The sequence below is a fragment of the Nocardiopsis sp. NPDC058631 genome (genome assembly GCF_042716955.1).
In the GTDB taxonomy this organism is placed as follows: Bacteria; Actinomycetota; Actinomycetes; order Streptosporangiales; family Streptosporangiaceae; genus Nocardiopsis.
In genome coordinates, this window is sequence record NZ_JBHXQY010000086.1 from 1 (window position 1) to 4,080 (window position 4,080).

Genomic DNA, 4,080 nt, shown 5'->3' on the forward strand with positions numbered 1-4,080 from the left:
GGGAGGTACCCGCCGGAGGGGGACTCCGGCGGGTACCTCCCCGCGCCCCCGCGTCGACTCCGCGGCCAGGCGGCGGTGACGGGGACGGGGACGCGTGCGCCCTCCGTCCCCGCTGCGGTCAGCCCCGCTCCAGCTCCCGCAGGTACTCGGCGAACCTCTCCAACCCGTCGATGTTGCGCGGGCTGGAGATGCCCTCGTTGTAGTCCAGGACGAAGAAGTTCTCCTCGACCACCGCCGGAACCTCGGACATGGCGGGGAACGAGGTCAGGAAGTCGATCTTCTCCTCCGCAGGCTGGTCGCCGTAGTCGAGGATGATGACGACCTCGGGCTCGGCCTCCACGACCGCCTCCCAGCCGACCTGGCTCCACCGCTCGTCGAGGTCGCCGAAGATGTTCTCGCCGCCCGCGTGGCCGATGATGTCGTTGGGCGGCACCTGGCTGCCCGCGGTGAAGGGCTGGTCGGTCCCCGAGTCGTAGAGGAACACGGGAACGGGGTCGCCCTCCGGCGCCTGCTCCTCCACCGCCGCGACCCGCTCCCGGTACCCCTCCACCAGCTCGGCGGCCCGCTCCTCCACCCCGAAGATCAGCCCCAGCCGCTCCAGGTCCGTGTACAGGCCCTCGAAGGGCGTGACCCGCTCCGGGAAGCCGGGGTAGTTGAAGCACGACTCGGCGTGCATGAAGCTCTGGATCCCGATGCCGTCCAGGATCTCCGGGGTGATGCCGCGCTGGTCGCTGAACCCCGAGTTCCAGCCCGCGACCACGAGGTCGGCCTCGGCGTCCACGACCGTCTCCCGGTCCAGGAGGTCCTCGCCGAGGAACTCGACCTGCTCGTAGTCCGCCGCCCAGGGGGACTCCTCCACCGGCGGGTTGGCGGGCGGCATCACGTAGCCGTGCACGTGGTCGGCCAACCCCAGGGCGAACAGCTTGTCCGCGCTGCCGCCCTCGTAGGCGACGGCGCGCTGCGGGGTGGTGTACTCCACCTCCTCGCCGCAGCGCTCCGCGGTCACCGTGCTCGCGTCCACCGAGCCCTCCTGGACCTGGGCGCCGCACCCGGCGAGCAGGACGGACACGGCCGCCACGGGGAGCGCGGAGCGCCAGGGGGAACCGCCTTCACGAAAGCTGGTCTTCATGGGACGCCTTTCTCGACATCACGGAGTCCAGGGGGCCTGGACGGGGAGGGAGCCGGTACAGCACTTGGGGGTCGCCGGTCAGGGGGTGCGGCACCACCGAGGCCTCGATGCCGAAGACCTCGCGGATCAGGTCGGGGGTCAGGACCTCGCCGGGGGTGCCCGTGGCCACCAGGGCGCCCTCGGAGAGCACACCGATCCGGTCGCAGGCGGCCGAGGCCAGGTTGAGGTCGTGCAGGACCACGAGCACCGTGATCCCGGCCCCCCGGACAAGGGACAGGAGTTCGACCTGGTGGCGGACGTCGAGGTGGTTGGTGGGCTCGTCCAGGACCAGCACCCGGGGCTCCTGCGCCAGGGCGCGGGCCACCAGCACACGCTGGCGCTCCCCACCGGACAGTTCGAGCACGCCGCGCCCGGCGAGGTGCGCCACGTCCAGGAGCTCCATGGCGCGGTGGCAGAGGGCGCGCTCGCGGGCGCTGAGCGCCTGGTTGCCCCGCAGGTGGGGGGTGCGGCCCAGAGCGACGACCTCCTCCACGGTGAAGTCCAGGTCGCTGCCGCTCTCCTGGGTCAGCGCGGCGATGCGCTGGGCGCCCAGGCGCAGACTGAGGGAGGACAGGTCGTCGTCCCCCAGCCACACCCGCCCCGCGTCGGGGCGCAGGGCCCGGTACACACAGCGCAGGGCGGTGGACTTGCCCGAGCCGTTGGGGCCGACCAGGCCCACCACCTGCCCGTCGGGAACGTCCAGCGTCAGCGCGCGGACGATCGGAGCGCCGCCGAGTTCGACGGACAGGCCGTCAAGGCGCAGGTCCATCAGCGTCCTCCGAACAGGTAGCCCCTGCGGCGCATGAGGGTGATGAACACCGGGACCCCGATCAGGGCGGTGATGACGCCCAGGGGGAGTTCGCGGGGGGCCACGGCCACGCGGGAGGCGAGGTCGACCCAGACCATGAAGACCGCGCCGAGCAGCGGGGCGACGGTGAGGACCCGCCGGTGGTCCGCGCCCACCAGCATGCGCACGATGTGCGGGATGACGAGGCCGACGAAGCCGATCGCCCCGCTCACCGCGACCATCGCCCCGGTCATCACGGCGGTCAGCGCGAAGAGCCACCGGCGCAGCCGGTCCGCGTCGATGCCCAGGCTGGCGGCCGTCTCGTCCCCCAGCGCCATGACGTCGAGAGGGCGGGCCAGACCGCGGAGCAGGACCGCGCCCAGGACGACCACCGCCGCGACCACGGGGAGCGAGCCCCAGGTGGCCGCGCCGAAACTTCCCATGGACCAGAACAGGACCGTGCTCGTGGCCTCGCTGCTGGGGGCGAGGTAGATGATCACGCTCATGACGGCCTGGAACCCGAAGGACAGGGCGACGCCGGTCAGCACCAGGCGCAGCGGGGTCACCCCCGTGCGGGAGTAGGCGATGAGGTACACGAGGAGGGTCGCGACGAGGGCGCCGAGGAAGGCGCCGACGGAGACGGCGTAGACGCCGAGCGCCGAGAGCGCGCCGAACACGCCGACCAGGACCGCGCCGACGGAGGCACCGGAGGAGACGCCGAGGATGAAGGGGTCGGCGAGGGCGTTGCGCACCATCGCCTGGACGGCGACGCCGACGACGCCCAGCCCGGCGCCGACCAGGGCCGCGAGGATCACGCGCGGTGTGCGGATCTGCCAGATGATCTGGTAGCGGACGACCTCGTCGGCCTGGATGGTGCCTCCGGTGAGGGCCGCCCACAGGTAGCGCACGGTCTCGGCGGGGGGGACGAGCGCCGAGCCCAGGCCGATCGCCAGGACCGCCGAGGCCACCAGGACGGCGCCGAGCACGACCGCGGCGACGGCCGTGCCGGCGGGGGTGGAGAGTCTGCGGACCCGGGGCGGGCCCGCAGCGTCGGAAGCGGGGGCGGAGCGGGGATCTGGACTGTGTGCCTGCCGTGGTTCGCCCGGGGGGACGGACAGTTGGCGCACCTGGTCTCCCTTCCGAAATGCGCGACAATGACAATGATTTTCATTCTAAGCTCGAATCGCACCACTCGCGCACGTGATCGGGCCACCGGGCCGCACAGGGGCTACATCCGGAGCAAGAGGACCGGACCGGGGAGGCCGGGGCGCGGACCGCCGGCTCCGCAGGGTTCCCGGCGACGGGCCCGGCGGCCGGGGGAGCGGCGGCCGGGGGAGCGGCGAAATCACCCCGGGTACCCGTATAGCCACGCAACGGCGACCCGTGCACAATGGCTGCCATGTCGACGCCCGCCCCGCCCCGGCTGCCGCGCTCCGCGGTGTTCGCCGGAGTGTGCGTGGGCGTCTCCGCCACCGGGCACGGCCTCTCCTCCGGGCACGGCGTGTCCCTGCCCGCACTCCTGCTGGGAGGCGCGCTGGTCCTCGCCCTCGCCCACGCGACGGTCCGCTCCGAACAGCGCCTGGGCGCGCTCACCGCGAGAATGCTCTGGAGCCAGGCCGCGCTGCACCTGGTCTTCACCCTGGCGGCCCGGCCCGGGGACCCCGTCCCGGGTTCTGCGGGGCTCGGGCACACCGCCGTGCACGCCTCCCTCCCGGAGGGCGCGGACGGCGCCGGAGCCGACATGCTGCTCGCCCACGCCGCGGCCGGACTCGTGGGCGCCTGGTGGCTGCGCCAGGGCGAACGCGCCGCCTTCGACCTCCTGGGGTTCCTGGGCACCCTCCTGCGGGGAGTGCTCCTCGTCCTCCTCGCGCGGCCCCGTCCCGTCGTGCTCCCCGGCGTCGCCCGCTTCGCCCGCACCGGGGTGCCCGCCCCGCGTCCGGCCCTGCGGTACGTCCGCGTCGTGCGCGGGCCCCCGGCCACTGCCTGATCGACACCACGTCACCCGCCGTGCGCCGAGCGCACGGCCCGGCGTCGGCGCTCCCGCGCCCTGTCCGAGGCGGAGCGAAAAAATCTTCTCGCCGGTCTCCCGTCCGCTCGGAGTGCCGAGCCCGAGCGGTTCAACGGT

At 73.5% G+C, this 4,080-nt stretch carries 4 protein-coding genes; 1 reads left to right on the forward strand and 3 read right to left on the reverse strand.

What is annotated here, in order from left to right:
* Positions 1 to 118: 118 nt before the first annotated feature.
* The 3 genes from ACFWTE_RS23240 to ACFWTE_RS23250 are packed head-to-tail and all read right to left on the reverse strand — an operon-like array spanning position 119 to position 3,073.
* Positions 119 to 1,129 (reverse strand): ABC transporter substrate-binding protein, encoded by a 1,011-nt coding sequence (locus ACFWTE_RS23240; RefSeq protein ID WP_378781972.1) that lies wholly within the window; start codon positions 1,127 to 1,129, stop codon positions 119 to 121.
* Positions 1,110 to 1,937, reverse strand: a complete 828-nt coding sequence (locus ACFWTE_RS23245) for an ABC transporter ATP-binding protein (protein ID WP_378781973.1) — start codon at positions 1,935 to 1,937, stop codon at positions 1,110 to 1,112. Before ACFWTE_RS23245 ends, ACFWTE_RS23240 begins: the two co-directional genes overlap by 20 nt.
* A complete protein-coding gene (locus tag ACFWTE_RS23250; protein WP_378781997.1) occupies positions 1,937 to 3,073 on the reverse strand; it encodes a FecCD family ABC transporter permease in 1,137 nt (378 codons plus the stop codon). Before ACFWTE_RS23250 ends, ACFWTE_RS23245 begins: the two co-directional genes overlap by 1 nt.
* A 281-nt stretch (positions 3,074 to 3,354) precedes the next feature.
* Between ACFWTE_RS23250 and ACFWTE_RS23255 the strand changes: the two genes are divergently transcribed.
* Positions 3,355 to 3,942: a hypothetical protein gene (locus ACFWTE_RS23255; RefSeq protein WP_378781974.1), complete on the forward strand. Its 588-nt coding sequence runs from the start codon at positions 3,355 to 3,357 to the stop codon at positions 3,940 to 3,942.
* Positions 3,943 to 4,080 lie beyond the last annotated feature (138 nt).